The sequence below is a fragment of the Janthinobacterium sp. GMG2 genome (assembly GCF_033949445.1).
In the GTDB taxonomy this organism is placed as follows: domain Bacteria; phylum Pseudomonadota; class Gammaproteobacteria; order Burkholderiales; family Burkholderiaceae_D; genus Janthinobacterium; species Janthinobacterium aestuarii.
In genome coordinates this window covers 761,378-785,863 of the sequence record NZ_JAXAWA010000001.1, presented here as the reverse complement: position 1 = coordinate 785,863, position 24,486 = coordinate 761,378, and the positions used below count along the sequence as shown (strand labels likewise).

Genomic DNA, 24,486 nt, shown 5'->3' with positions numbered 1-24,486 from the left:
CGGCAGCTGCGGGGCGCGCTGATGACGACGATTACTTGTGCGCGGCGTCCTGCATCTTTTCGCCGGCTTTTTCCACTTTCTTGCCCACGGCATCGGCCGCTTCGCTCATTTTCTTGTCCGCGTCAGCGGCGACCTGGTCCATCTTGGCGCCCGTATCGGCAGCGGCCTGGCTCACGGCGGCGTCGGCCTTGGTAGCGGCATCCTTGATGTCGGCTTCAGCCTTGGCGGCGGCCGCATCGATCTTCTGGCCAGCCTGTTCCGCAGGACCGGCGGCGGCGACATCATCCTTCTTCTGGCAGGCAGCCAGTGCCACAACCATCATCCCGGCGGCGCACACGGTCATCCAATTTTTGCTTGCTTTCATGGTATTCCCTTTCGTTGTTATCAAAAGACACAGATCAGTTCGCAATATACACCTGCCTAAAATTTTCTAGCGTGCGCTAACGCACATAAAAACAGGCTTTTGTGGCGTAGTTGTAAGCAATGGTATCTTGATATCTTTTAGCCATGTTTTCCCTGTGCCGGGCGAGGTTCCCGATAGCCATCCGTCAGGGTGTGCAGGAAGGCGATCACGTCGGCGATCTCCCTGTCGTTCAGGGCTGGCGCCTGGCCCGGCTGGCGGTCGAACGGCGCTTCCACGTTCACGTTCGCCGCCAGGCCGGGCGGCAGGTCGTCGTATTTGCGCACCTTGCCGTTTTTATCCATCGGATACCATTTTTGCGGCGCCGTATCGCGCTGCACGTAAAAGCGCAGCACCTGCTCCAGGCTGGTAAAGCTGCCGTTGTGGAAAAACACCTTGCGCAGGGCGACGTTGCGCAGGGACGGTGTCTTGAAGCTGCCGCAGTACTCCTTATGCGCCATCAAGTCGGTGCGGTCCGGGCCGCACAAGCCCATGTCGAAGTACGCGGGGTCCGCGTTGACAGGCAGCTTGCCATTGCGCGGCACACCGATATTGATCAAGCCGTAATCGGTAAACTGGGGAAAGGCGCCGCCGGAAGTAATCTCGCTGATGTGGCAGGACGCGCAATTGCCCTTGCGTTCATCGTTGAACAGGGCCAGGCCGCGCGCTTCCTGCGGACTCAAGACGGCCTGCTTGCGCAGCACGGCGTCGTACTTGCTCGTATATGGATAGAAGTCCAACGGGCTTTCCTGGAACACTTCCAGCGACATCAACGCCCAGCGCAGCGCCTGGCCCGGCTGCGCGAAGATATCCGCGCCATACGTCTGGCGGAACTGCGCCGCCAGGGGGCCGGCCTGCAATTTGGCGACGACGGCGGCCGCATCGCGGTTGCCCATTTCGCGTTTGGAGAGCAAGGGCGCCAGCGCCTGCTCGTGGCCGGACTGGGCGCGGCCATCCCAGTTGCGCCCGCCCGTGGGCCCCGCGTCGACGCTGTCGTCGCCATCGTCGTCGTGATAGTGCTCGGTGAAGGCGGGCGCCGTCTGCAGGTAGCGCAGCGAGGGCGCGGCGCGCGTGCCCGCATCTTTTAGCTCTGGTCCCCCCAGCTGCACCGCCAGCCCATTCGGCGGGCCATACGCGTGCTCGGGACTGTGGCAGCTGGCGCACGACATTTTTCCTGAGACAGACAGGCTGGGCTCGAAAAACATGGCCCGTCCCATGGCCGTCATCTGGGCCACGGAAGGCTGGCGTTGCAGGGTGGGCGCGTAGGCGCCCGACAGATAGGCGGGCTTGGCGACGGCTTCTTTTTGCGCTGCAGGATGGCAGGCGGCCAGCAGACAGGCGGCCACGGCGGCAAGCAGCAAGGTGGAGTTCGTTTTCATCATGGGCTGGCAGCGTAGCAACGGCATGTGACAGCTGCGTGACAAAACCCTGCAAAACCTAATGTATCAAGTCCGTACATTACGTCATGTAACAGGGACTGACATGTCACGCAGCTGACATATTGCCTGCCTAGCATGCGACGTTTTCCACCCAAAAGGCATGCACATGAAACCGTACTCCCGCCCCGTCTTACGTCCCCTGCCTATCTTGCTGTCGCTGGGCCTGGCCGCCTGCGGCAGCAACTATGCGATCACGCCCAGCACCACGGGCCAGGTGATCGGCAGCTACTATGAAAACGCCCAGGTATGCCTGGAAAGCGCCAGCGCCAAACTCACGTGCGACAGCGCCTCCAGCCCCGTGCGCACGGCCGCCGACGGCAGCTACACCTTGGACGGCCAGGGCGCCGTGCTGGTGACCATCGGCACGGACGCGATCCGCCATGAAGTCGTCGGCGACGCAGGCACCAAGGTCACGCAAAAACTGCTGCTGCGCGCCCCTGCCGGCCACAGCACCTTCGTCAGCGCCCTGTCGACGGAACTGGCGCAAGTCATGGATGGCAATGGCGGCGACTTTGCATCCGCCAGCGGCAAGCTGGCCGCGCGCATCGGCGTGTCCGAAGCGGGCCTGGCGTCGGACTTCAACAAGGCCAGCGGCGACGAGCTGGCGAAACTGAAGGCGGAAAACGCCAGCGTGACGGCCTTGATCGCCAGCGCCAGCACGCAGGCGGCGCCCGCCGATATGCTGGCCGCACTGAATAGCAGCTTGGCGCTGAACAATATCCAGACCATCGTCGTCATCTATGCGGAAAACCGCGGCTTCGACAATCTGTACGGCCTGTTCCCGGGCGCGAACGGCGTACCGGGCGTCAACCCCACGTCAAGCGCCGCCTATGTGCCGCAGAAAGACATCGACGGCAGCACCCTGCCCGTGCTGCCACCCACCTGGGGCGGCATGACGGCGGCCGGCCAGAGCACCGTCATCACGCAGGCGCAATCGGCCAACCTGCCCAACAAGCCGTTCCAGATCGACGACGCCAGCAGCCCGCTGTACCTGCCGCAATCGGTGATCACGCGCGACCTGGTGCACCGCTTCTACAACAACCAGATGCAGATCAACGGCGGCGCCAACGACAAGTTCGCCGCGTATTCCGATGCGGGCGGCCTGTCGATGGGCTATTACGACGGCAGCAAGATGCAGCTGTGGGACATCGCGAAACAATATGCGCTGGCCGACAGCCTGTTCATCGGCGCCTTCGGCGGCTCCTTCCTCACGCACCAGTACCTGATCTGCGCCTGCGCGCCCACGTATCCGAACGCCGACACGTCGGTGGCGAAAGGCTTGATCGCCAAGATCGACGTCGACGCCAACGGCAACTTCGTGCGCCTGACGCCATCCGCCACGGCGCCAGGCACGGTCTTGAACGGTGCGCCCGCCTATGCCAACGATGGCGCGCTGACGCCGGCCGACAGCACGGGCATGTTCTACGCCGTCAATACCATGCAGCCGCCGTTCCAGCCCAGCAGCAACGCGCCCGCCTCGGGCGACAGCAGCAAGCTGTATGCGGACACGGGCAAGGCCAATACGCTGCCGCCGCAAACGCAGACGAATATCGGCGACCTGCTCTCTGGCAAGAACATCGACTGGGCCTGGTATGCGGGCGCCTGGAAGGACACGACGGTCCTGGCCACGGCCAGCGCGCGCGCCGGCAGCTTCCCGAATCCGCCGAACTTCCAGTTCCACCACCAGCCGTTCAATTACTTTGCCAACATGGACCCCGTAAAGGCGCCCGCCTACCGCGCCGCCCACCTGCGCGACTTCGACAGCCAGTTCCTCAGCGACGCGGGCGCCGGCAAGTTGCCGCCCGTGACCTTCTACAAGCCGCAGGGCAATTTGAACCAGCACCCGGGCTACGCCAGCGTGGCCGACGGCGACGCGCACATCGCCAGCGTCATCGCCCAGCTGAAGAAAAGTCCGCAGTGGAAGAACATGCTGGTCATCGTCACCTACGATGAGAACGGCGGCTTTTATGACCACGCCGCGCCGCCGAAGGGCGACCGCTGGGGTCCGGGCACGCGCGTGCCGGCCATCCTCGTCTCGCCATACGTGAAAAAGGGCTTGGTCGACCATACGCCATACGATTCAGCCTCGATCCTGCGCGCCATCACGCACCGCTTCGCCCTGCCCGTGCTCGATGGCTTGAGCACGCGCGACAAGGCGCTGGTGGCCAATGGCGGCAAGCCGATGGGCGACTTCAGCGCCGCGCTGGCGCTGGTGCCGCAAGAGTAAGGCTGAGTAAGGCTGAAAAATTCGCCCGCCCGGTTTGACCGCGGCGGGCGTTTTACATGCTGGCGCTACTGGCCAGGTGACGCATCGAGCAGCGAGCGTTCGAGCAATTGCGACAGCGCCGTGCGCAGCGCCTGCGTGCGCGCCGCCAGTTCCGGCCGCTTGTAGCGCTCGGCGGCGATCAGGCTGTTTTCCAGGCAGACGCGGTCGCCCCTGGCCAGGCAGGCGTCGGCCAGATCGAGCTGGGCGCTCGCTTGCGCCACTTTCACCTTGGCGTCGAGTTCCAGGGTGTCGGGATCGTCGCCCCAGCGTTTCACGTAGACGGCCAGGCGCGTGGCAGCCAGCTCCGGCTTGCCCGCATCGAGCGCCTGCTTGACGCTGCCCTGCAGCACCGTCCACGCCTGCGTCCTCTGTTGTTGCTTCTCGCAAGTAGCGGCGGACTTGGTGATGCTCGCCTGCAAGCGCTTGATGTGCGCGGCGGGCGCCTTGGCGCTTTTCAGCACGGCCAGCGCGCTGCGCGCCCCATCGAGGTCGCACTGCGCCGCCAGCGCAGTGGCGGCCTCGACCTGTTCCGCCACGCTGGCCGGCTTGTCGGCGGGCTTGTTATAAAACCAGATGCCGGTCAGCACCACCGCCGCCGCAATCCACGTGCGCAAGCGCACGGGCGGGCGCGGCGGCGGCACCGAGCCTTTGCCGGCAGGCTTGGCGGGCGGCGCCTTGGCCGGCGCGGCAGGCGCTGGCGGCAAGGGTACTGGAGGGACAGGCTTGGGAGCAGGCGCGGCAGCGGGCTGCGGTGCAGGCTGCGGCACGGGAATGGGCGGAGCCACGGGTACCGGGGGTGGCGCTACCGCTTTCTCCAGAACAGGCGCTTGCGCCACCTGGCGCGCGCCGCAAAACGGGCAATGCGCCACGCGCAGCGGCAAGGGTTGGCCGCAAGCGGCGTTGATGCAAACGTCATTCACTGTTTCAAGCACATTCCAACCTTTTTCTGGAGTCATTCCACTGCGTTCTGCCGCAATATTACCTTACGCAAGCATCACAACGGCGCACCCGCACCGTGTTCCACGGCCTTGATACCGATCAAAAAGCATCGGCCACCGCAGCCTAAGCTGGAAGCACCGGCCAAGGACAAGGAGAACGCCATGCCAGCCCACCTGATCATCGAAGACGGCCAGCCCTGGTGGGACAGCGCCGATATCTGGGTCGTGCCGGGCAATGATCCGAATGGCCCGCCCGGTGCGCCCATCGCCGGCACCAGCAATTACCTGTGGGGCCGCGTGCACAACACGGGCAACAGCGCCTCGAACGGCGTGCGCGTGGATTTTTACTGGGCCGATCCTTCCGGCCAGATCGCCGTCGGCGCCGCCACGCAGGTCGGTTCCGCGTTTGCGGACTTGCCGCCCGGCGCCACGCAGGAAGTGCTGTGTCTGGTGCCGTGGATCCCCGTCATCGTCAATGGCGGCCACGAATGCCTGCTGGCCGTGGCCCATGGCCCGGGCGACGTCAACCCGCTGCCCGATCCCCTGCCCAACGGCTTTCCCTTCCAGCCCAAGCAGCACGAGCAGATCGCCCAGCGCAATGTCACCGTGGTGCTGGCGGCAAGACGCGCGCAATTGCTGAGCATCGCGGTGGCGGCCCTGCCCCGTGCGACGAAAAAAGTGGAGCTGCAGATTGAATATGGCGGCGAGCTGCCCGAGCGCCTGCTGGCCACCCTGGGGCTGGAGCGGTGGCAGCCGGCCAGGGACGCACGCCTGGTAGCGGGCCTGGTGCGCACGCCGCATTGCAATGGCGATGCGCCCGGTGAGCAAAAGCTGGTGCTGGAAGTGCCGCGCGGCCAGGCGCAGGCCGTGTACCTGAGCGTGCGCGCCGAAGCCTTGCCGCCACGCCAGTATGCGCTGCTGCGCGTGCTGGAAACGCGCGACGGCAAGGTCATGGGTGGCGTTACGTATGTCGTCACCGATCTCGAGAACGAGCAAGCTCAAGAGCCCGCGCAAGAACAGCACAGCCCCGAGGAGCAAGCATCATGAGCGATACCCCCCTGCAGGTGCTGACGCGGCCGTTCGCGATCGAGCCCGTCACCAATATCATGCTGCCCGATGGCATCTTCGACAATGCCATCTATGGCTTGCGCATCGCCGCCCACGTCACCAATATGTCCGGCAGCGCCCTGACGAATGTCACGGTGTACCTGGAAAGCGTGGGCGACCCCGGCATCGTGCCCGTGGCGCGCACCTTTTTCTTTGCCAGCATTCCCGCCGGCGCGGCCATGCTGGTCATGTGGGATGCCGACTTCCAGCATGCGACACCCGGCAAGCGCCTGGTCAGCTTTGTCGCCAAGGCGGACGGCCACACGCCGCACCGCTCGATCCAGCAAATCTTCGTGTCGCAGACGCGCTTCGACAGCGCCACCAACACCTACACGTGCACGGTCGAGGAAGGCACGCTGGAACTGTCCAAACCGCAAGGCCACCTGCCGGGCAAGCGCTGGGGCAGCACGGGCACGGATGGGAAGGAGTGCCGCTGCCCGCCCGGCCTGGGTCCCATCGTGCCGACCGGCATGACCCTCGTCTGGACGCCAAACCCCGCCTACGCGGGCACGCACGGGGACTTGCCATTTTCCGACCCGTGGTGGAAAGTGCTCGCCATCATCATTGCCATCATCGCCGCATTGGTGGCCATCATTGCCGCCGCGCTCGGTTCGGGCAAGGCCAGCTTCAGCGTGGGCGGCACCTTCGAGGAAACCGATCCCAGCGTCGATTGCTGCTCACTCGAAGGGGCCGGCTCGGGCCAGCCCGAATTCACGGTGGCGGGCGTGGCTTCGGCCATCGCCTCGGGCGCCATCGCCGTCGCCTGCTCCGATATCGCGGACCCGTTCTGGCGTGGCCAGGAAGCAACACCACCGGCCGCCGGCGAACTGACCCTGGCCGAGCGCGTGGTGGCGAAATGGGTGTTGCCGGAAGCGCCGAACGCGGGCTTGCCCTACACGGCCGACATCAGCTGGGAGTATCAGCGTTTCACGACGGGCGCCACCTATCAGCATGCCGTCACCGAAACGCAAGTCAACATCCACGTGGCGGGGCCCGTGGAGACGGATACGCCCGCCGTCGTGCAGGCCTACGAACCGTTGTGGATACGCGCCAGCTTCAGGCACGACAATGGCAATGTCTTCCGCGGCACGGAACTGTACGCCTTCGTGCTGTTCCAGGCGCCGCAAGGCCTGTATTTCGTCGAATCGCTGACCGACGACGGCCTGGGCTTCGACCCGGGCGCCAACGATGGCGTCTACGCAGGCAGCCTGGACTTGAAACGCGCTTACCGCACCCTGCTGCAATATGATCAAAAGGTCTATGGCACGTGGAGAGTCTTCGTCTTCGCCCAGGACGTCAACCTGACCAAGCCCGGCACGCCGCCCGAAATCGCCGCCCAGCACATCGGCGGCATGTTCGTCGCCAGCGCCATCGAAATCACCTTCGACGACACCCTGCCCTGCCCGCTCAAGGCGCAGGCGAATATCGTCGTGGTGTAGTAAGAAGCGAGGTCAGGCGTAGGTCGCGTAGGTCGGATTAGCGGGGCAAAGCCCCGCGTAATCCGACAATATTGTTGGCACCGCGCGCACGCGAAAGGCAACAGAGGAAGTATCCTGGGGCAGGCAACATCTCCCCGGCCTCGTATCAGCCACCCTTACACCTTGACGCTTTCAGCCTTGGCAATGAGGGTACGAGGAATAATATCCGTCGCCGGGCAAGTATCCATCGCATCCGAATACGCAAGCCAGCGCTGCAGGCTTTCCATGCGGCGAATCGTGATGCCCTTGCCATTGATGTAGCCGATCTGCTCGAAATTGGCGGGGCTGGTGGTCAGCTTCGACACGGTGGGCGCATTGTCGACCAAGCGGTCGTAGGCCTTGCGCGCCTTGTGCTCCCACTTGGCCAGCACGGGGTCGTCAAAGCGGTTGCTTTCAAAATACACGGTGATGGTGCGGTCGTGGTTGGCAAAACCGACGATGGCCGCACCCTTGCGTATGGTCAACAGGACATCTTCCTTGACGCCCGTGACGGGAACGAAGACGGCGGCGCGCCCATCCGTATCCGGCCGCTCCATGGGAATATCTTGTCCGATTATGCTCATCGCATCACACTCTTAGTTCTGGCTTGTCAGCCTGTTGTATTGATATGATTCTGTGGAACCGCGCCTGGCGCAAACGGGCTCTACCGCTGCTCCCCGCACTGTCCAAGCTCGCCATCAAGCCGTTTATCAATAATACATTGCCGTGTGGCACTACACAAGATCACCCGCGCCACAGGCAAGCGGCCCTACGCCCGATGGCGAATGGCGGCGCCCGCGGCAATCGCCTTATAATGCCGTGTTTACTTCACGCCCGACACCTTCGCACCATGACGCTTCCCGAGAATGACACCAGCCGGCTCGACGCCATCAGCGCCGCCGCCACCGAAGTGGCCGCGCAAAACGTGGCCGACGTGCTGGCCATGGCCATCTGCCACCGCCCGGACGAACCGTCCCTGATCGTCTGCGACAAGCGCAGCTGGCTCAACGTCGTGCTGACGGAAGCATATCGCCAGGCCTTGCCGGACGCCACCTTCATCGATTTCGACGAGGTCACGCCCGATGCCGTGCTGGCCGCGTTTGCCGAACTGCCGGCCGGCAGCCTCGTCGTGCTGATCCAGTCGACCAGCTTCCGCCTGGAAGCGTTCCGCATCCGCATCGAGTTGTTCAAGCGCGGCCTGAAAGTGATCGAGCACGTGCATCTGTCGCGCATGCCCGGCGTGCAGGGGCTGCACTACATCGCCTCGCTGGCCTACGACCCCGCCTACTACCGGGGTGTAGGCCACGCCTTGAAAGCGCGCATCGACGGGGCCCGCCACGGCATGGTCGACAGCGGCGGCGAACAGCTGGTGTTCGCTTCGCCATTCGAGGGCGCCAAGCTCAATATCGGCGACTACAGCGGCATGAACAATATCGGCGGCCAGCTTCCGCTGGGCGAAGTATTCACGGAAGCGCAGGACCTGGAAGCCGTGAACGGGCGCGTGCGCATCTTCGTTTTCGGCGACACGCACTTCATGGTCAACCGTCCCGACACGCCGATCACGCTGATCATCGACAAGGGCCGAGTCACGGGCACGGAAAACGCCACGCCGGAATTTACCGCCATGCTGGAGATCATCCGCGCGCACGAAGGCGAAGTGTGGGTGCGCGAACTGGGCTTCGGCATGAACCGCGCCTTTTCGCGCGAACAGCTGGTCAACGACATCGGCACCTATGAACGCATGTGCGGCATCCATTTGTCGCTGGGCGCCAAGCACGGCGTCTACACGAAACCGCAATTCAAGCGCAAGGATGCGCGCTACCACGTCGATATCTTCGCCGTCACCGAAGCAGTTTATCTGGACGACGAGCGCGTGTACGCCGATGGCGCGTGGACGGTGGAGCCGGTCGCTATCAATTGACCCTCAGCTGAAAAAACCCGCCGCTTCCAGCTCACGGTCCCACGGCGGCACGGGCTGATATTCGGCCACGAGGAAATCGATCAGCGCGCGCACCTTGGGCGACGGCTGGCGGCTGGCCGGATACAGGGCGCTCAAGTGATTCAGGGGCAGCTCCCAGTCCGTCAGCACGGGCACCAGGCTGCCATCGAGCAGATTGCGCCAGGCGAGGAAGGTGGTGCTGTAGACAATGCCAAGGCCCCGCTGCGCCGCCTGGTGCAGCACCAGCCCGTTATTCGCCGTAAAACCCGCCTGCACGCGCACGCTCACCTCTTCGCGCGACGCTCCCTCTCCACGCTGGAAATGCCAGTTCGTGCCATCGGTCAGGTGGCTGAAATGCAGGCACTGGTGCTGCAACAGCTCTTGCGGCGTCTGCGGCACGCCCCATTGCGCCAGGTAGGCGGGGCTGGCGCACAGCACGGCGCGGCACGGCGCCAGCGGACGCATGGCCAGCGCGCTGCTGTCCGGGATGCCGCCCACGCGGATGGTCAAATCAAAACCGTGGCGTATCGGGTCGAGCAGTGCATCGTCGACAAACAATTCAGCTTGCACCTGCGGGTGCAGCAAACTGAAACGGGCGACGGCGTCGGCCAGCCACGCGCTGCCGAAACTCGACGGCGCCTGGATGCGCAGCGGCCCGGCCAGCTCCGCCCCCGCTCCCGCCTGCGCCACGTGCGCCACCATGCGCGCCGCTTCCTGCGCCTGGCTGACGGTGGCCATGCACGGCGCCAGATAGGCGCGGCCCGCGTCCGTCAGACTCACTTCGCGCGTGGAGCGGTGCAGCAGGCGCGCATGCAGGCGTTCTTCCAGCTGCATGATGGTCTTGCTGACCATGGCCCGCGTCAGGCCCAGGCGCTGCCCGGCCAGCGTGAAGCTGCGCTGGCGCGCCACCTCGACAAAGATTTCCATCGCTTTTAATTGATCCATATCAAAGATTGTCTGCGTTTTGGCGACAATCTGTCAACCGCTGGGCGATTGTTTGCCGCCCTCGCCCATCCTACAATGGCGCTTTCCACTGACTTCAGGAGCCGCCGCCATGCTAACGATCGAACAACAAGAACAGTATCAACGCGACGGCTACATCATCCTGCCCGGTTTCAAGGGTGCGGACGACATCGCCGCCCTGCGCGCGCGTGCCGAGCAGATTGTCAACGAATTCGATCCCAGCCTGAGTCAATCCATCTTCACCACGCGCGACCAGGCAAAAAACACCAACGATTATTTCCTCGCTTCCGACAACACCATCCGCTGCTTCTTCGAGGAAGAAGCGTTCGGCCCGGACGGCCAGCTGAAGCAGGCCAAATCGCTGTCGATCAACAAGATCGGCCACGCCATGCACGACCTGGACCCCGTCTTCCGCGCTTTTTCGGCCGATCCGAAACTGGCCGAAGTGGCACGCGACCTGGGCCTGGCGGACGCGCAGGTGTGGCAATCGATGTACATCTTCAAGCAGCCCGGCATCGGCGGCGAAGTGCGCTGGCACCAGGACGCCACGTATTTCGAAACCACGCCGATCAGCGTGACCACGTTCTGGTTCGCGCTGGAAGACGCGACCCTGGAAAACGGCTGCCTGTGGGCGGAACCGGGCGGCCACCGCGGCCCCCTGCGCGAACGCTTCATCCGCAACGGCGACCAGGTGCGCGTGGAAAAACTCGATGCCATGCCGTGGCCCGACGACAGCACGGCCGTGCCGCTGGAAGTGAAGGCGGGCGCCCTCGTCTGCTTCCACGGCTTGCTGCCCCATTACAGCGCGCCGAACCGCTCGCCCGTGTCGCGCCACGCCTACACCTTGCACGCCACCGACGGCCGGACACAATACGCGGCCCACAACTGGATCCAGCGCGACGCAGCGTTCCCCGTGCGGGGCTTCGTCTGATGCGCATCGATGTCTTCGCCGCCCACTGGGGCAATAACGCGCTGCCGCCCGACGTCTTCATCGACAAGGTGCTCGATGCCGGCTTCGACGGCATCGAGATGCCGCTGCCGCTGGACGCCGCCCTGCGCGAGGAATGGACGGACCGCATCGCCAAGGCGGGACTGCAACTGATCGCCGCGCAGTGGGAAACCGTGTTCCACGCTGACTTCGAACTGCACCGCGCCGCTCTCGCCGAACTGCTGGAAAACGCCTGCCTGGCGCGCCCCGTGCTGGTCAACACGCACACGGGCAAGGATTTTTATACGCAGGCACAAAACGCAGAACTGCTCGACCTGGCCGCCGCCATCTCGGCCAGGCACGGCGTGCCCATCGTGCATGAAATCCACCGCAGCCGTTTCAGCGGCCACCCGATGCTGCTGCTGCCGTATCTGCGGCAGTATCCCGATCTGCCCTTGACGGCCGACCTGTCGCACTGGTGCTGCGCCTGCGAATCGCTGCTGGAAGACCAGCCGCACACGCTGGCACAAGTGCTGCCGCTGGTGCGCCACGTGCATGCGCGCGTGGGCCAGGCGCAGGGGCCGCAAGTAGCCGACTTCCGCGCACCGGAAGCGAAACCTGCGCTCGACGCCCACCTGGCCTGGTGGGACGCCATCGTCGCCCTGCGCCGCGCGGCCGGCGCCGAACGCATGACGTTCACGCCGGAATTCGGCCCCGCGCCCTACACGCAAACCTTGCCGTGGACGCAGCAGCCCGTGAGCGACGCGTGGGAACAGAACGTCGCGATGCTGCAGTTACTACGCCAGCGTTATCCGGCGGACTGAGGAAACTGCGCAAAATTGGCCTGCACGAAATCGATGAAGGTACGCAGCGGCGCTGGCAGATGGCGCCGGCCCGCATAGTATAAAAACGGGCCGGGAAAGGGCATCGCCCAGTCTTCCAGCACGGGCTGCAGCTGGCCCGCATCGATATATGGCTGCAGCCACTCTTCAAACAGATAGACGAGGCCATGGCCGGCGATGGCCATGCTGACCGCAAAATCAGCCGCCGTCGGCGTGACGATCACGGGGCCGTCCGGCTCCACACTGACCTTTTGCCCATCACGCTCGAACTCCCACGGTGGAACCGCGCCACTGAGGAATTTCCCCAGCAGGCAGGCATGCCGCAGCAGGTCGCGCGGATGCACGGGCACGCCGCGCTGCGCCAGGTAGGACGGTGAGCCCGCCACCGCGAAGCGCTGCGTGCGCGGGCCGATGGGGATGGCGATCATGTCCTGCTCCAGCCGTTCGCCATAGCGGATGCCCGCGTCGCAGCCACTGGCGACGACATCGACAAAATTATTATCGACCACCAGCTCGACCCTGATCTGCGGATAGGCGCGCAGGAACTGGTCGACCATGGGCTGCAAGAAGAAGCGCGCCGCATTGACCGGCACGTTCAGGCGCAAGGTGCCGCGCGGGCTGTCGCGCAAGTCGTTCAGCACATCGAGCGCGCTGCTCACTTCGTCGAGCGCCGGGCGCAAACGAGTCAGCAGCAGCGCACCGGCCGCCGTCGGCGTCACGCTGCGCGTCGTGCGTTCCAGCAGGCGGATGCCCAGCTGCTGTTCCAGCCGCCGCAGCGCTTCGCTCATGGCGGACGCGGACTGCCCGCTGGCCCGCGCGGCCTGGCGAAAACCGTGGTGCCGGGCCACCAGGGCAAAGGCGGACAAATCGGCCATGGAAGGGTTGTATGCATGCATGAGTAGCGCTTTCATTGTGCGTAAATGAGTACAGCCTGTGCCGGATTGACCCGATTATCATACAGCGCAATCGGCCTTACGATGGCTGCTCCCTTACTCGACCACCACACAGGAGCTGCCATGCACACGCCTTCCCCCGCCCGCGACCAATTCACGCCCGCCCATTGCGACATCGTATTCAACCGCCTCGGCTACGGCGCCATGCAACTGGCCGGCCCGCACGTCTGGGGGCCGCCGAAAGACCGCGCCGCCGCCGTCGCCGTGCTGCGCGAGGCCATCGAACTGGGCGTCAACCATATCGACACGTCGGATTTTTACGGCCCGCACGTCACCAACCAGATCATCCGCGAAGCGCTGCATCCCTACCGCGACGGCTTGAGCATCGTCACCAAAATCGGCTTCGTGCGCGGCGCCGACCAGTCCTGGCTGCCGGCAGCATCGCCACAGCAGCTGCGCGACGCCGTGCACGACAACCTGCGCAACCTGGGCCTGGACGTGCTCGACGTGGTCAACCTGCGCGCACCGGGCATGGCCGGCCCGGACGGCTCGTCGCTTGCCGGGCCGATGGCCACCTTGGTGCAGCTGCAGCGCGAAGGCCTGGTGCGCCATATCGGCCTGTCCAATGTCGATGCGGCCCAGGTGGCCGAGGCACAGCGCATCAGCCCCATCGTCTGCGTGCAGAATCACTACAACCTGGCGCACCGCGCGGACGATGCGCTGATCGACTCCCTGGCCGCGCAAGGCATCGCCTATGTGCCGTTCTTCCCCCTCGGTGGCTTTTCGCCGCTGCAGTCCGATACCTTGAACCAGGTGGCGGCCGCCATGCAAGCCACGCCGATGCAGGTGGCGCTGGCCTGGCTGCTGCAGCGCGCGCCGAACATGCTGGTCATTCCCGGCACTTCATCGGTGGCGCATCTGCGCGAAAACGTCGCGGCCGGCGCGCTCAGGCTCGATGCACAGGCGCTGGCGGCATTGAGGTCGCTTGCAACTAAGTAGCGCACTATATATACTGTGCCCATGGATACCACTACCGCTCCCAACCCCTTGCACCAGGTGCCGCGCCTGGACGGCCAGCTATGCTTTGCGCTGTACTCGACCTCGCTTGCCATGAACAAGCTGTACCGCAAGCTGCTGCGCAAGCTCGGCCTCACCTATTCGCAATACCTGGTGATGATGGTGTTGTGGGAGCGCGACGGCTTGACGGTGTCGGAAGTGGGCGAACGCCTGTTCCTCGATTCGGCCACCCTGACGCCCTTGCTCAAGCGCATGGAGCAATCGGGCTTGCTCACGCGCACGCGCGCCGCCAGCGACGAGCGCCAGGTCATCATCTCCCTCACGCCGCAGGGCGACCAGCTGCGCCACGAGGCGGCCCTGCTGCCAGAGGCCATCCTGGCGGCCAGCCACTGCAGCGTGGAGCAGGTTGTGGACATGAAACAACAACTGAACCAGTTGCGCGACAGCCTGATGAAAAGTGAGTGAAAGCACCGCTTTTCCGAGCAAAATCAGGCAAAGCATCGCCCTGACAGCGCCACGCAAAAGCTGGCGCGAAATCCGCCTTTCTTTATTACAAATCGATACATGGATGGCCCCACCCTGCGTATAGAATAGTTGCCACTATTTCCTTACAACAACATCAGGGTGATCATGCGCATACCTTTCGGCTCCGTCGCTTCGCTGGCTCTGTGCTTTACCGTATCGGCCTTTGCCGCCGAGCCATTCGACGACAAGTTCCGCCAGCTCGAAGAAGTGCTGCCCACCCCGAATACCTACCGCACCGCCTCCGGCGCGCCAGGCCACGCCTACTGGCAGCAGCGCGCCGACTACACGATCCGCGCCACCCTCGATGAAGCCAAACGCGAAATCGCCGGCAGCGGCACCATCACTTATCACAACCAGTCGCCCGACACGCTCGGCTACCTGTGGGTGCAGCTGGACCAGAATATCTACAAGCCCGATTCCGACGCGCGCCGCATGGCCACGGCGCCATCGCGCCAGGCGTGGGCCAAGACGACGGGCGAAGACACGATGAAATTCGAAGGCTTGCGCGGCATCCTCGCGCGCGGCGACTTCCAGGGCGGCTTCAATATCCGCGCATTGAAAAGCGCCGATGGCCAGCCCCTGAAGTACGTTGTCAACCGCACCATGATGCGCATCGACCTGCCGCAGCCCTTGAAGCCGGGCCAGGATTTCGCTTTCCAGATCGACTGGGATTACCGCATCAACGAACAGAAGGTGCTGGGCGGGCGCGCCGGCTATGAAGTCTTCGACGACAAGAACGCCCTGTTCGAAGTGGCGCAGTGGTTTCCCCGCATGGCCGCCTATTACGACGCGGCCGGCTGGCAGCACAAGCAGTTCCTCGGCTCGGGCGAATTCACGCTGGAGTTCGGCGACTACGACGTGCAGCTGACGGTGCCCGCCGACCATATCGTCGCCTCCACGGGCCAGTTGCAAAATCCGCAGGACGTGCTGTCGTCCGCGCAGCGCGAGCGCCTGGAAAAAGCGCGCGGCAGCGACAAGCCCGTCGTCATCGTCACGCAAAAAGAAGCGGAAGCGGCCGAGAAATCCGTCAGCCGCGCGCAAAAGACGTGGCACTTCAAGGCAGCCAACGTGCGCGACTTCGCCTGGGCCTCGAGCCGCAAGTTCATCTGGGATGCGCAGGGCTACAAGAAGGGTGGCAGCGATGTGATGGCCATGTCCTACTATCCGAAAGAGGGCAATCCGCTGTGGGAAAAGTACAGCACGCAAGCCATCGTGCACACGATCGAGCAGTACAACAAGTACAGCATAGCCTACCCGTACCCGACGGCCATTTCCGTCAACGGCCCCGTGGGCGGCATGGAGTATCCGATGATCTCGTTCAACGGCCCCCGTCCCGTGAAAGACAAGAAGACGGGCGAGCTGACCTACTCGAAGCGCACCAAGTATGGCCTGATCGGCGTGATCATCCACGAGGTGGGCCACAACTACTATCCGATGATCATCAACTCGGACGAGCGCCAGTGGACGTGGATGGATGAAGGCCTCAACACCTTCGTGCAATACCTGGCGCAGCAGGCGTGGGAAGAAAACTATCCTGCCTCACGGGGCGAGCCGCGCGAGATCGTCGACTACATGCGCAGCCGCGACCAGGTACCGATCATGACCAATTCCGAATCCCTGCTGCAGTTCGGCAACAACGCCTACGCCAAGCCGGCGGCGGGCCTGAACATCCTGCGCGAAACCATCCTCGGGCGCGAACTGTTCGACTACGCGTTCAAGGAATATGCGCAACGCTGGAAGTTCAAGCGCCCCACGCCCGCCGACTTTTTCCGCACCATGGAAGACGCTTCCGGCACGGACCTGGACTGGTTCTGGCGCGGCTGGTTTTATACGACCGACCCGGTCGACATCAGCATCGACGGCATCAGCGAATACGGCGTGAGCTCGAAAGATCCGGCAACGGAAAAAGCGTGGAAAAAGGCGCAGAAAGACGCCCAGCCCGAATCCGTCACGAGCCGCGCCAACAAGGGCATGCCGCGCCGCGTCGATGCGCATCCGGAGCTCAAGGATTTCTACAACCAGCACGACGATTTCACGGTGACCAACAAGGACCGCAACGCCTACGCCGAAGCGCTGGCCGCCCTGGAACCGTGGGAAAAGGACTTGCTGAAACAGGGCAAGCATTTGTACCTGGTCGACCTGTCGAACGTGGGCGGCATGGTCATGCCCCTGATCCTCGAGATCGAACTGAAAAGCGGCAAGAAATACGTCGAGCGCGTGCCGGCCGAAGTGTGGCGCTACTCGCCGAAGAAAATCACCAAGGTCGTCATCACGGACGAGCCGATGGTGGGTCTGGTGCAAGACCCGTACTGGGAAACGGCCGACATCGACACGAGCAACAATAGCTGGCCGCGCAAGATCACGCCATCGCGCCTGGAGCTGTTCAAGAGCGAGAAGTCGCCCAAGGATAACCTGATGCGCGATTTCCATACGCCGCTGAAAGGCCACAACGGCGGCGCGTCCAAGGGCGACGAGGCATGAAGCGCTGGCGCGCGCTGGGCGCTGCCTTGCTGGCCTGCGCCAGCATGGCGGCCGGCGCCCACAACTTCCACATGGGTATCGCCGACATCAGTTACAACGCGGCCAGCGGCAGCACGGAAGTGGTGCACACCTACACGGGCCACGACGTCGAGGCGCTGCTGACGAACCTGTACCAGCGCCAGTTCGACCTGGGCCAGGAAGACAGCGAAGCGGCGCTGCGCCGCTATGTGGAAAAACAGTTTTACCTCGTGGGGCCGGATGGCAAGCGCTTGCGCCTGAACTGGGTCGGCATGAAGGTCAACGCCGACAATGTGGTCATCTTCCAGGAGCTCGAACGCACGCGCCTGGCCCCCGCCACGCGCATCCATAACCAGTTGCTGATCGACTTCCTGCCCAGCCAGCGCAATACCCTCAACGTGCAGGACAGCGGCACCATCCAGACGCTGATTTTCGACCGCCAGAACACGGAACTGCCGATCCGCTAAGCCACGGCACACCCACAGACCCATGACGCCACGCTCTCTTCCCCTGCTCCTCGCCGCCCTGTTTTCAGCCACCGCCGCCCACGCCGACGACATCTTCCAGCGCGTGCTGATCGACGGTTCGCGCCTGAACCAGCTGGGCGTGGCCGATTCGGCCAACGCGGGCAGCGTCACGCAACAGCAGCTCGATGCGCGCACCAGCTACCGGCCCGGCGAATTGCTCGAAGCCGTGCCGGGACTGATCGTCAGCCAGCATAGCGGCGAAGGCAAGGCCAACCAGTTCTACCTGCGCGGTTTCAACCTCGATCATGGCACGGACTTGCGCACCACCGTCGACGAGATGCCTGTCAACCAGCGCAGCCATGGCCACGGGCAGGGCTGGACGGACCTGAACTTTCTGATCCCCGAACTGGCCATGCGCCTCGATTACAAAAAGGGGCCGTATTCGGCGGCGCAAGGCGATTTCTCCTCGGCGGGCGCGGCGTCCGTCGTCTACGCGAACCGCCTGACGCAGGGCATCGCCAGCGTGGGCGTCGGGCAAAACGGCTTTCGCCGCGCCCTGCTGGCCGATACGCTCGATGCGGGCGACGGCAGCCTGCTGTACGCGCTCGAAGCGCAGCGCAACGACGGCCCGTTCACGCAGCCGGACCGCTACCGCAAGCGCAATGGCGTGCTGCGCTACAGCGAAGGCTATGCCAACAACGGCTTCAACGTCACGGCCATGGCGTATGACGCCAGCTGGAACGCCACCGACCAGATTCCGCTGCGTGCCGTGCAGGACGGCACCCTGGGGCGCTTCGACGCCATCGATGCCAGCGACGGCGGCAAGGCCCAGCGCTACAGCCTGTCGGGCGCCTGGCGCCAGACGACGGACGACATGTCGTCCAAAGTCAGCGCGTATGTGATCGCCAACCGCCTGGCCCTGTTCTCGAATTTTACGTATGCGATGGACGACCCCGATAACGGCGACCAGTTCGCCCAGCCCGACCGGCGCGTGACGGCCGGCCTCGACGCCAGCCACACCTGGCACCGCCACACGGACAGGGGCAGCAGCGACACCACCATCGGCCTGCAGCTACAGAACGACAATATCCACAATGGCCTGTACAACACGCGGCAGCGTCAGACCGTGTCGACCACGCGGCAAGACCATATCGTCGAATCGAGCATCGGCGTGTATGGCGAAAACAGCACGCGCTGGTCGCGCTGGCTGCGCACCGTGGCCGGCCTGCGCGCGGACGCCTACCGCTTCGACGTGCGCAGCGACCGGCCGGAAAATTCAGGCAAGGCCAGCGACCATTTGTTCAGCCCCAGCCTGAGCGTGATCGCGGGACCGTGGCGCGACACGGAAGCGTATATCAACATTGGCAATGGGTTTCACAGCAACGACGCGCGCGGCACGACGATCACGGTCGACCCGAAGACGGGCGAAGCGGCCGACAAGGTCACGCCGCTGGTGCGCTCGCGCGGACTGGAACTGGGCTTGCGCAGCGCCGCCGTCGCCGGCCTGCAAACGTCGCTGTCGCTGTACCGGCTGGACTTCGATTCCGAGCTGCTGTTCATCGGCGACGCGGGCGCTACCGAGGCGGGCCGCCCCAGCCGCCGCTACGGCATCGAATTTTCCAGCTACTACAAAGCGGCCAGATGGCTGTCGCTGGACCTGGACCTCGCGTATGCGCGCGCACGCTCGCGCGGCAGCGACCCGGCGGGCGACTTCATCCCCGGCGCCATCGAAGGCGTGGCCCAGCTGGCCATGACGGTGACGCCGCCAGGGCCGTGGTCGGGCTCCCTGCGCCTGCGCTACTTCGGTCCGCGCCCGCTGGTGGAAGACAACAGCGTGCGCTCGTCGGCCAGCGTGGGCTTGAACGGGCGCATCGCCTACCAGATCGACAAGACCTTGCGCGTGGAGGTCGAAGGCTACAACCTGGCCAACCGGCGCGACTCGGCCATCGATTACTACTATGCCTCGCGCCTGCCCGGCGAGGCGCAGCCCGTCGACGACATCCACTTCCATCCGGTGGAATCGCGCTCGCTGCGCCTGACCCTGGTAAAGAATTTTTAAGTAAACAAGAATAATTCTTATCGGACTGCACAGGAAACGCCGCGAAGTCGTAGAATGCCAGGCTGGATAAACTGAGACAGGCCGCGTTGCGGCCGCACCGCCATGAGCACTTCCGCACCGATCTTTACCGACCCGTCCCACGTCAAGGAAGCCTTGCGCGATGACGGCTATGCCGTCCTGCGCCCGCAGGACGTGGCCTCGCTGGCCGGCTGCTCGCTGGACGCATTGCGCGCGCTGGAAGGGAGCTGGAATACCCTGGCGCTGGACAATTACCTGAAGGATGGCGGCCGCTATCGCCGCCGGCGCCACTCGTGCTTCGTGCAGGATGGCGAACGCCTGACGCAGACAGCGCACCGTCCGCACTGGCAGCCGGTGGAATACAACGCCCTGCACGGCGGCATGCACCGCCTGTTCGAACCGGTCGAAGCGGCTATCGTCGCGCAAGCGGCCTGGCAGCAGCTTATCCGCGCGCTGGGCGACGTCTGCTCCCAGGTCAAGGGCAGCCAGCCGTGGTTCATCGAGGCGCACCAGTTCCGCATCGATACGACGGACGGCATCGGCCGGCCGACGCCGGAAGGCGCGCACCGCGATGGCGTCGATTTCGTCGCCGTGCTGCTGATCGGGCGCGAACAGGTCAAGGGCGGCGAGACGCGCATCTTCGAAGCGGACGGCCCCAACGGCAAGCGTTTTACCCTGACCGAGCCGTGGTCGCTGCTGCTGCTCGACGACGCTGCCGTCATCCACGAATCGACGCCGATCCAGCCCGTCGGCGAGCACGGCCACCGCGACACCCTCGTGCTGACCTATCGCGCAGGCCAGTTCCAGGGCGAAAACTGACAGGCGGCCACAGCATTGCCTGTGGCCAAAATAGTTACTTGGAAGTTACTTTTGCAGACCTAAATCCGATATAGTCATACGATGTCGATATTGCGCGCTCACGGCGCCCAGCATCACCACACTGAAATCCTAGGAGAGGTCTGTGGACTCCAACAACCAAATCAAGCCTGACGAAATCGAGATCCTGATCGTCGAGGACAGCCCGACCCAGGCGGAGCGCTTGCGCCGCCTGATCCAGTCGCTGCACTACAACGCGCGCGTGGCGGCGAATGGCCAGCTGGCCCTGGCCGCCATCCGCGAGCGCAAGCCGCACCTGGTGCTGTCCGATATCGTCATGCCTGAAATGAATGGCTACGACCTGTGCCGCGCCATCAAGTCCGATCCGACCCTGCGCGACATTCCCGTGATTCTCGTCACCTCGCTCAACGATCCGAAGGACATCATCCGCGGCATCGAGTGCGGCGCCGACAATTTCATCCGCAAGCCCTACGCGGAAGACTACCTGCTCAACCGCATCAGCCACATGCTGATGAACCAGAAGCTGCGCAAGAACCAGAACGTGGAAATCGGCATCGCCCTGTACCTGGGCGACCAGAAGCATTTCATCAATGCGGAACGCCAGCAAATCCTCGACCTGCTGATCTCCACCTATGAACAGGCGGTGCAGGTCAACGGCGAACTGCAGGCGCGCGAACGCCAGGTGATCGAGCTGAACATGCGCCTGGCGCACCATGCGGCCGAACTGGAAACCATCAACCGCGAAATCGCCCTGAAAAACCTGGAGCTGGCCGAAGCGAGCCGCATGAAGTCCGCCTTCATCGCCAACATGTCGCATGAACTGCGCACGCCGCTCAACGCCATCATCGGATTCACGGGCGCGCTGCTGATGAAACTGCCCGGCCCCCTGACGTCGGACCAGGACAAGCAGCTGAACACCATCCGCGCCAGCGCGCGCCATCTGCTCTCGCTGATCAACGACATCCTCGACGTGGCCAAGATCGAGGCGGGCAAGCTGACCCTGTCGATAGAACCCGTGCACTGCCAGGAACTGATGGCCGACGTGGCCGACACCCTGCGTCCCCTGGCCCAGCAAAAAGGCCTGGCGCTGGAACTCGAACTGGGCGAGCCGGGCCAATCTCCCGCCATCATCGACACGGACCGCCGCGCACTGACACAGATCCTCATCAACCTGCTCAACAACGCCATCAAGTTCACGGAACAGGGCACGGTGCGCATCAGCCTGGCCCAGCGCGACGAAGACGGCGTGCTGGTGACGGAAATGAGCATCGCCGACAGCGGCGCCGGCATCAAGGAAGAAGACCAGGCCAAGCTGTTCCAGGCCTTCTCGCAGCTCGATTCCACCTCCACGCGCCACGTGGAAGGCGCGGGACTGGGCCTGTACCTGTGCCAGAACCTGGCCAACGCCATCGGCGGCGCCCTGTTCTTCAACAGCGACTACGGCTCGGGCAGCACGTTTACACTGGCCCTGCGCAGCAAGGCCTGAGCTTCTGTGCGCCGCAACATGGAATACGGGCTTTTTGCCATTAAAAACGGCTCAATACAGTAGTTCTACGGTATTGCACTGCACCATTTTCAGCGCTATAGTAGAACTGTCTCCTCCAATTCGTTCTCCGAACATTGGATTCAGCCCGCGAATACAACCGCGGGCTTTTTTTTTGCCTGCGTTTTTCATTATCTTCATCCTTTCTTAACTAAATCAACCGGCTTAGTTATATCAATCGTTTGAGATATATGATTAAATCTCCGGCATGATTGAAAAAAACGCCATCCCCACTTCCCATGCCGACGACGGGCGCAAGCCCCGTTCCGACGGCGAGCAGTCGCGCGAGCGGCTGCTGCATAGCGCCATCCGCCTGTTTGCAGAGCAGGGCTACGCCAAGACGTCCACGCGCGAACTGGCGCAGGCGGCCGGTACCAACGCGGCCGCCATCAGCTACTATTTTGGCGACAAGGCGGGACTGTACCGCGCCGCCTTTGCGCAGCAGTCAGCGGACCCGCAAGACAATATCGCCCTGTACGAGCAACCGCATTTCACCTTGCGCCAAAGCCTGGAAGGCTTCTATGCGCAATTGCTCGCTCCCATGCAGCAGGGCGACATCGCGCGCGACTGCATGCGCCTGTGGTGCCGCGAAATGCTCGAACCGACTGGACTGTGGGCGCGCGAGATCGACCAGAACATCCGCCCCGAACACGAAGCGCTCACGCGCGTGCTGGCGCGTCACCTGGGCGCGCCCGACAACAGCGACGACATGCACCGGCTGGCGTTTTCCATCGCTTCGCTGGCTCTGCAGCACATGGTGGGCACCGAGGTGCTGCACACCTTGCGCCCGCAACTGCTGGAATCGCCGCATGCGATCGACACCTGGCTGGCGCGCCTGACCGACTACGCGCTGGCCATGGCCGACGTCGAGCGCCGGCGCCTGGCCACTCCGCCCTCCTCCTCTACCATTCAACGACAAGCAGAAGGACCAGCATGACGACTATTCGATGCACCGTTCAACGCGCCGTGGCCGCCAGCATCGTGCTGGCGCTGGGCGGTTGCGCACTGCAGGGGCCGCCCGCAGCGGTGGCCACCAGCGCGCCCGCGCAGTGGCAGGCGCCGCTGCCGCACAACGGCAAGCTGACGGACCTGGCCAGCTGGTGGCAGGGCCAGGGCGACAGCCTGCTGGTGGAATTGATCAACGACGCGCAACAGGTCAGCCCGACCATCGCCGCCGCCGGCACGCGCATCGTGCAGGCACGCGCGGACCGCATCGCCAGCGGCGCCGCGCTGGCGCCCATCTTGGACGCGACGGGCAGCGTGGTACGCACCAGCCAGCAATCGGCACAGCCCAGCGGCACCACCTCGCAGGCCGCCTTGCAGGCGTCGTGGGAAATCGACGTGTTCGGCGCCAACCGCGGCACGCGCGATGCGGCCCAGGAGCGCTACGACAGCGCCCGCGCGCTCTGGCATGAAGCGCGCGTCTCGGTGGCCGCCGAAGTGGCGAACCAGTACTACGCCTTGCGCACCTGCCAGCAATTGCAGGCCGTGTCCGAACAGGACGCCGTCTCGCGCCGCGACTCGGCGCGCCTGACGGAACTGAGCGCCGGCGCCGGCTTCCAGCCGCCCGCCAATGCGGCGCTGGCCCGCGCCAGCGCCGCCGAAGGCGCCAGCCGCGCCATCGAACAACGCGCCGCCTGCGACGTGAATATCAAGGCGCTGGTGGCCCTGTCGGCCATGCCGGAACCGACGATGCGCCAGAAGCTGGCGGCCAGCCCCGCCATCCTGCCCTCGCCCGTGGCGATTGCGGAACTGCCTGCGCAAACCCTGGGCCAGCGTCCCGACATCTACAGCGCCGAACGTGAAGTGGCGGCGGCCAGCTTCGAAGTACGCGGCGCGCAGGCGCAGCGCTATCCCCGCCTGAGCCTGGCCGGCTCCATCGGCAAGGGCAATATCCGCGCCGGCGGCACCAGCATCACGGCCAGCACCTGGAGCATCGGCCCGCTGGCCGTCAGCCTGCCCATCTTCGACGGCGGCACGCGCCGCGCGCAGATCGATGCGGCCACGGCGCGCTACGACGAAGCCGTGGTGAAATACCGCGCCGGCGTGCGCCAGGCCGTGCGCGAAGTGGAAGAGGCATTGGTCAACCTGGCCAGCACGGACGAGCGCAGCGGCCATGCGAAAACGGCACTGGAAGGCTACCGCGTATCGTTCATCGCCACGGAAGACCGCTACAAGAATGGCCTGGCCAGCCTGATCGAACTGGAAGACGCGCGCCGCACGCGCCTGGCCGCCGAAAACACGGTGGTCAACCTCGAGCGCGAACGCAGCGCCGCCTGGGTAGCGCTGTACCGCGCCGCCGGCGGCGGCTGGACCAGCAGCGCCATCGCCAACAACGCCCCCTGACGG

21 protein-coding genes are annotated in these 24,486 nt (G+C 64.4%); 15 read left to right on the top strand and 6 right to left on the bottom strand.

Annotated elements, in window-relative coordinates:
• Positions 1-31: 31 nt before the first annotated feature.
• Both SKZ59_RS03530 and SKZ59_RS03525 read right to left on the bottom strand, forming a co-directional pair.
• Entirely contained in the window at positions 32-364 is a 333-nt protein-coding gene (locus tag SKZ59_RS03530; protein WP_034747273.1) for a hypothetical protein, read from the bottom strand.
• A gap of 137 nt (positions 365-501) precedes the next feature.
• Positions 502-1,782: a cytochrome-c peroxidase gene (locus tag SKZ59_RS03525; RefSeq protein ID WP_319990847.1), complete on the bottom strand. Its 1,281-nt coding sequence runs from the start codon at positions 1,780-1,782 to the stop codon at positions 502-504.
• Positions 1,783-1,945: 163 nt separating this feature from the next.
• Between SKZ59_RS03525 and acpA the strand changes: the two genes are divergently transcribed.
• Positions 1,946-4,066: an acid phosphatase gene (gene acpA, locus SKZ59_RS03520; protein ID WP_319990846.1), complete on the top strand. Its 2,121-nt coding sequence runs from the start codon at positions 1,946-1,948 to the stop codon at positions 4,064-4,066.
• A gap of 65 nt (positions 4,067-4,131) precedes the next feature.
• On the opposite strand, the gene SKZ59_RS03515 is transcribed toward acpA, so the two are convergent.
• On the bottom strand, positions 4,132-5,037 hold the full coding sequence (locus SKZ59_RS03515) for a hypothetical protein (protein ID WP_319990845.1): 906 nt from the start codon (positions 5,035-5,037) through the stop codon (positions 4,132-4,134).
• A 168-nt stretch (positions 5,038-5,205) separates the two neighbouring features.
• On the opposite strand from SKZ59_RS03515, the gene SKZ59_RS03510 reads away from it, so the two are divergent.
• Complete coding sequence (locus tag SKZ59_RS03510; protein ID WP_072455598.1) at positions 5,206-6,090, top strand: hypothetical protein; 885 nt, start codon at positions 5,206-5,208, stop codon at positions 6,088-6,090.
• Complete coding sequence (locus tag SKZ59_RS03505) at positions 6,087-7,589, top strand: hypothetical protein (RefSeq protein ID WP_319990844.1); 1,503 nt, start codon at positions 6,087-6,089, stop codon at positions 7,587-7,589. Before SKZ59_RS03510 ends, SKZ59_RS03505 begins: the two co-directional genes overlap by 4 nt.
• Before the next feature lie 155 nt (positions 7,590-7,744).
• On the opposite strand, the gene SKZ59_RS03500 is transcribed toward SKZ59_RS03505, so the two are convergent.
• Positions 7,745-8,164 carry a hypothetical protein gene (locus SKZ59_RS03500; protein ID WP_081368300.1) on the bottom strand — a complete coding sequence of 140 codons (420 nt, stop codon included), beginning with the start codon at positions 8,162-8,164 and terminating at the stop codon, positions 7,745-7,747.
• Between the two features lie 293 nt (positions 8,165-8,457).
• Between SKZ59_RS03500 and SKZ59_RS03495 the strand changes: the two genes are divergently transcribed.
• Positions 8,458-9,528, top strand: a complete 1,071-nt coding sequence (locus SKZ59_RS03495; RefSeq protein WP_319990843.1) for a hypothetical protein — start codon at positions 8,458-8,460, stop codon at positions 9,526-9,528.
• A gap of 3 nt (positions 9,529-9,531) precedes the next feature.
• Here SKZ59_RS03495 and SKZ59_RS03490 read toward each other — a convergent pair whose 3' ends face one another.
• The gene (locus SKZ59_RS03490) at positions 9,532-10,491 is read right to left on the bottom strand and encodes a LysR family transcriptional regulator (protein WP_319990842.1); all 960 of its coding nucleotides are present in this window, start codon (positions 10,489-10,491) and stop codon (positions 9,532-9,534) included.
• A 109-nt stretch (positions 10,492-10,600) separates the two neighbouring features.
• Between SKZ59_RS03490 and SKZ59_RS03485 the strand changes: the two genes are divergently transcribed.
• Both SKZ59_RS03485 and SKZ59_RS03480 read left to right on the top strand, forming a co-directional pair.
• On the top strand, positions 10,601-11,440 hold the full coding sequence (locus SKZ59_RS03485; protein WP_319990841.1) for a phytanoyl-CoA dioxygenase family protein: 840 nt from the start codon (positions 10,601-10,603) through the stop codon (positions 11,438-11,440).
• Entirely contained in the window at positions 11,440-12,261 is an 822-nt protein-coding gene (locus SKZ59_RS03480) for a sugar phosphate isomerase/epimerase (protein WP_319990840.1), read from the top strand. Before SKZ59_RS03485 ends, SKZ59_RS03480 begins: the two co-directional genes overlap by 1 nt.
• Here the strand turns inward: SKZ59_RS03480 and SKZ59_RS03475 are convergent.
• Entirely contained in the window at positions 12,246-13,175 is a 930-nt protein-coding gene (locus SKZ59_RS03475) for a LysR family transcriptional regulator (RefSeq protein ID WP_319990839.1), read from the bottom strand. The two genes, SKZ59_RS03480 and SKZ59_RS03475, sit on opposite strands and share 16 nt — an antisense overlap.
• Positions 13,176-13,295: 120 nt before the next feature.
• On the opposite strand from SKZ59_RS03475, the gene SKZ59_RS03470 reads away from it, so the two are divergent.
• The 9 genes from SKZ59_RS03470 to SKZ59_RS03430 all read left to right on the top strand — a co-directional run bounded on the left by SKZ59_RS03470 (position 13,296) and on the right by SKZ59_RS03430 (position 24,483).
• A complete protein-coding gene (locus SKZ59_RS03470; RefSeq protein ID WP_319990838.1) occupies positions 13,296-14,171 on the top strand; it encodes an aldo/keto reductase family oxidoreductase in 876 nt (291 codons plus the stop codon).
• Between the two features lie 21 nt (positions 14,172-14,192).
• Positions 14,193-14,654: a MarR family winged helix-turn-helix transcriptional regulator gene (locus SKZ59_RS03465; protein ID WP_070301370.1), complete on the top strand. Its 462-nt coding sequence runs from the start codon at positions 14,193-14,195 to the stop codon at positions 14,652-14,654.
• A 165-nt stretch (positions 14,655-14,819) separates the two neighbouring features.
• On the top strand, positions 14,820-17,195 hold the full coding sequence (locus tag SKZ59_RS03460; RefSeq protein ID WP_319990837.1) for a M1 family metallopeptidase: 2,376 nt from the start codon (positions 14,820-14,822) through the stop codon (positions 17,193-17,195).
• Positions 17,192-17,680 carry a DUF6702 family protein gene (locus SKZ59_RS03455; RefSeq protein ID WP_319990836.1) on the top strand — a complete coding sequence of 163 codons (489 nt, stop codon included), beginning with the start codon at positions 17,192-17,194 and terminating at the stop codon, positions 17,678-17,680. Before SKZ59_RS03460 ends, SKZ59_RS03455 begins: the two co-directional genes overlap by 4 nt.
• A 22-nt stretch (positions 17,681-17,702) precedes the next feature.
• The gene (locus SKZ59_RS03450; protein WP_319990835.1) at positions 17,703-19,739 is read left to right on the top strand and encodes a TonB-dependent receptor; all 2,037 of its coding nucleotides are present in this window, start codon (positions 17,703-17,705) and stop codon (positions 19,737-19,739) included.
• A 102-nt stretch (positions 19,740-19,841) separates the two neighbouring features.
• Complete coding sequence (locus tag SKZ59_RS03445) at positions 19,842-20,576, top strand: 2OG-Fe dioxygenase family protein (protein WP_319990834.1); 735 nt, start codon at positions 19,842-19,844, stop codon at positions 20,574-20,576.
• Between the two features lie 142 nt (positions 20,577-20,718).
• Positions 20,719-22,080: a hybrid sensor histidine kinase/response regulator gene (locus SKZ59_RS03440; RefSeq protein ID WP_319990833.1), complete on the top strand. Its 1,362-nt coding sequence runs from the start codon at positions 20,719-20,721 to the stop codon at positions 22,078-22,080.
• Between the two features lie 265 nt (positions 22,081-22,345).
• The gene (locus SKZ59_RS03435; RefSeq protein WP_319990832.1) at positions 22,346-23,074 is read left to right on the top strand and encodes a CerR family C-terminal domain-containing protein; all 729 of its coding nucleotides are present in this window, start codon (positions 22,346-22,348) and stop codon (positions 23,072-23,074) included.
• Positions 23,071-24,483: an efflux transporter outer membrane subunit gene (locus tag SKZ59_RS03430; RefSeq protein WP_319990831.1), complete on the top strand. Its 1,413-nt coding sequence runs from the start codon at positions 23,071-23,073 to the stop codon at positions 24,481-24,483. Before SKZ59_RS03435 ends, SKZ59_RS03430 begins: the two co-directional genes overlap by 4 nt.
• Positions 24,484-24,486: the final 3 nt, after the last annotated feature.

Bases quoted from the DNA above. Each gene is read 5' to 3' on its own strand.
- SKZ59_RS03530 (WP_034747273.1), bottom strand. From the start codon at position 364: ATGAAAGCAAGCAAAAATTGGATGACCGTGTGCGCCGCCGGGATGATG.
- SKZ59_RS03525 (WP_319990847.1), bottom strand. From the start codon at position 1,782: ATGATGAAAACGAACTCCACCTTGCTGCTTGCCGCCGTGGCCGCCTGT.
- acpA (WP_319990846.1), top strand. From the start codon at position 1,946: ATGAAACCGTACTCCCGCCCCGTCTTACGTCCCCTGCCTATCTTGCTG.
- SKZ59_RS03510 (WP_072455598.1), top strand. From the start codon at position 5,206: ATGCCAGCCCACCTGATCATCGAAGACGGCCAGCCCTGGTGGGACAGC.
- SKZ59_RS03505 (WP_319990844.1), top strand. From the start codon at position 6,087: ATGAGCGATACCCCCCTGCAGGTGCTGACGCGGCCGTTCGCGATCGAG.
- SKZ59_RS03500 (WP_081368300.1), bottom strand. From the start codon at position 8,164: ATGGAGCGGCCGGATACGGATGGGCGCGCCGCCGTCTTCGTTCCCGTC.
- SKZ59_RS03495 (WP_319990843.1), top strand. From the start codon at position 8,458: ATGACGCTTCCCGAGAATGACACCAGCCGGCTCGACGCCATCAGCGCC.
- SKZ59_RS03490 (WP_319990842.1), bottom strand. From the start codon at position 10,491: ATGGATCAATTAAAAGCGATGGAAATCTTTGTCGAGGTGGCGCGCCAG.
- SKZ59_RS03485 (WP_319990841.1), top strand. From the start codon at position 10,601: ATGCTAACGATCGAACAACAAGAACAGTATCAACGCGACGGCTACATC.
- SKZ59_RS03480 (WP_319990840.1), top strand. From the start codon at position 11,440: ATGCGCATCGATGTCTTCGCCGCCCACTGGGGCAATAACGCGCTGCCG.
- SKZ59_RS03475 (WP_319990839.1), bottom strand. From the start codon at position 13,175: ATGCATGCATACAACCCTTCCATGGCCGATTTGTCCGCCTTTGCCCTG.
- SKZ59_RS03470 (WP_319990838.1), top strand. From the start codon at position 13,296: ATGCACACGCCTTCCCCCGCCCGCGACCAATTCACGCCCGCCCATTGC.
- SKZ59_RS03465 (WP_070301370.1), top strand. From the start codon at position 14,193: ATGGATACCACTACCGCTCCCAACCCCTTGCACCAGGTGCCGCGCCTG.
- SKZ59_RS03460 (WP_319990837.1), top strand. From the start codon at position 14,820: ATGCGCATACCTTTCGGCTCCGTCGCTTCGCTGGCTCTGTGCTTTACC.
- SKZ59_RS03455 (WP_319990836.1), top strand. From the start codon at position 17,192: ATGAAGCGCTGGCGCGCGCTGGGCGCTGCCTTGCTGGCCTGCGCCAGC.
- SKZ59_RS03450 (WP_319990835.1), top strand. From the start codon at position 17,703: ATGACGCCACGCTCTCTTCCCCTGCTCCTCGCCGCCCTGTTTTCAGCC.
- SKZ59_RS03445 (WP_319990834.1), top strand. From the start codon at position 19,842: ATGAGCACTTCCGCACCGATCTTTACCGACCCGTCCCACGTCAAGGAA.
- SKZ59_RS03435 (WP_319990832.1), top strand. From the start codon at position 22,346: ATGATTGAAAAAAACGCCATCCCCACTTCCCATGCCGACGACGGGCGC.
- SKZ59_RS03430 (WP_319990831.1), top strand. From the start codon at position 23,071: ATGACGACTATTCGATGCACCGTTCAACGCGCCGTGGCCGCCAGCATC.